This is a genomic window from Roseomonas sp. TAS13, from assembly GCF_001950415.1.
GTDB classification, from domain to species: domain Bacteria; phylum Pseudomonadota; class Alphaproteobacteria; order Acetobacterales; family Acetobacteraceae; genus Roseomonas; species Roseomonas mucosa.
This window is the reverse complement of the sequence record NZ_BDLP01000658.1, coordinates 1-1,274: the sequence shown is the minus strand read 5'-3', so window position 1 is coordinate 1,274 and position 1,274 is coordinate 1. Positions and strand designations below refer to the sequence as shown.

3 protein-coding genes are annotated in these 1,274 nt (G+C 70.9%); 2 read left to right on the top strand and 1 reads right to left on the bottom strand.

The genetic code is table 11. The features are described 5' to 3' along the window. On the bottom strand, positions 1–625 hold a 625-nt coding region (locus tag ROTAS13_RS24600; RefSeq protein WP_171979242.1), incomplete at its 3' end, for a tyrosine-type recombinase/integrase. Between the two features lie 114 nt (positions 626–739). Between ROTAS13_RS24600 and tnpA the strand changes: the two genes are divergently transcribed. Next, positions 740–1,129 (top strand): IS66-like element accessory protein TnpA, encoded by a 390-nt coding sequence (gene tnpA / locus ROTAS13_RS24595; protein ID WP_075823674.1) that lies wholly within the window; start codon positions 740–742, stop codon positions 1,127–1,129. After that, positions 1,126–1,274, top strand: a 149-nt coding sequence (gene tnpB, locus ROTAS13_RS28675; RefSeq protein WP_139323573.1) for an IS66 family insertion sequence element accessory protein TnpB, incomplete at its 3' end; no start/stop codon positions are given. The genes tnpA and tnpB, both read left to right, overlap by 4 nt.

Genomic DNA, 1,274 nt, shown 5'->3' with positions numbered 1-1,274 from the left:
GATAGGCCTCGAGGAAGCGGTGGGCCGCCAGGTGGCGGAACTGGTGCGGCGTCATCGTCACCCCGACACCGGCGGCGATCGCCGCCTTGATGGCGTCGCGCAGCCCCTGGTGCCCGATCCGTTCGCCCGCCTTGCCGTAGCCCGGGAACAGCCACGGGCAGCCGGGGGCGGCGGGACGGTAGTCGGCGATCCATTCCCGGATCAGGGCGGCCACCTCCGGCACGATCGGCATGTCGATCGCCCGGCCGTTCTTGGTCTCCTCGGCCGGGATCGACAGCTGGGTGATGGCGCCGCGCCGGGGATCGGGGCGGTGGAAATGCCGGTCCAGGCGCAGGCCGGCCAGGTTGGCCAGGCGCAGCGGCAGGCAGGACAGGATGCCGACCGCCACCGCCCGCATCGCCAGCGACCGCGCCTGTGCCGGCGCCCGGTCGCGCAGCCCGCGCGCGGCCTGCATCAGCGCCGCCGGAAGACCCTTCAGCCTTTCCTGCGTGGCGGGCCGCATCACCGCCTCCATGCAGCGCTGGTTGCGCCGGGTCATGCCGCGGTAGCTCAGCGTGACCGGCTGCTGCCACGCCTGGATCCGTTTCACCTGCGTCGGGGGCAGCCCAACGGTAAGCGCGGTCACAGCACCCTTCTTGCGTGAGGCTGGCGTGACTGAGAGGTAGGCCGTCGCGGAGGTGTGGCGATGGCAGGGATGCTGAATGGCGCAGGTGCTAGCACTGGTGCGGGCACTGTGGCGATGGAACGGGTGGAGATCGTCACGCGTGGCGAACGGCGCCGCAGCTACTCGCCGGAAATGAAGGCGCGGCTGCTCATGGAGACAGCAGCGCCCGGCACGCGGGTGTTGGAGGTGGCGCAGCGGCATGGGATTTCGCCCAGCCTGCTGCATCGCTGGCGCCGGGAGGCGGAGGGCCGTCCTGCCAGACGGGTGGCGAGGCAGGCATCGCCCTTCGTACCGCTGCTGGTTGGCACCTGTCCGGAGACAGCGCCGCAGAGCACGGCTGATCCGGCGGAGAGCAGAATGGGCGCAAGCATTGAGGTGGTGCTGCGCAATGGCCGGGTGCTGCGGGTCTTTGGAACAGTGGATGCCGTGGTGGTGGCCCGGCTGGCGACGGCGCTGGAAGGGTGATTACGCTTCCCTCCGGGGCGCGGATCCTGCTGGCCAACCAGCCGGTGGACTTCCGCAAAGGCGCGCATGCCTTGGCGGCCCTGGCGGCGGAGGTGCTGAGCGCCGATCCATTCTCGGGAGTGGTGCTGGTGTTTCGGGCCAAGCG

Excerpts from the sequence above, each read along its gene's own strand:
- tnpA (WP_075823674.1), top strand. The coding sequence starts at position 740 with ATGGAACGGGTGGAGATCGTCACGCGTGGCGAACGGCGCCGCAGCTAC.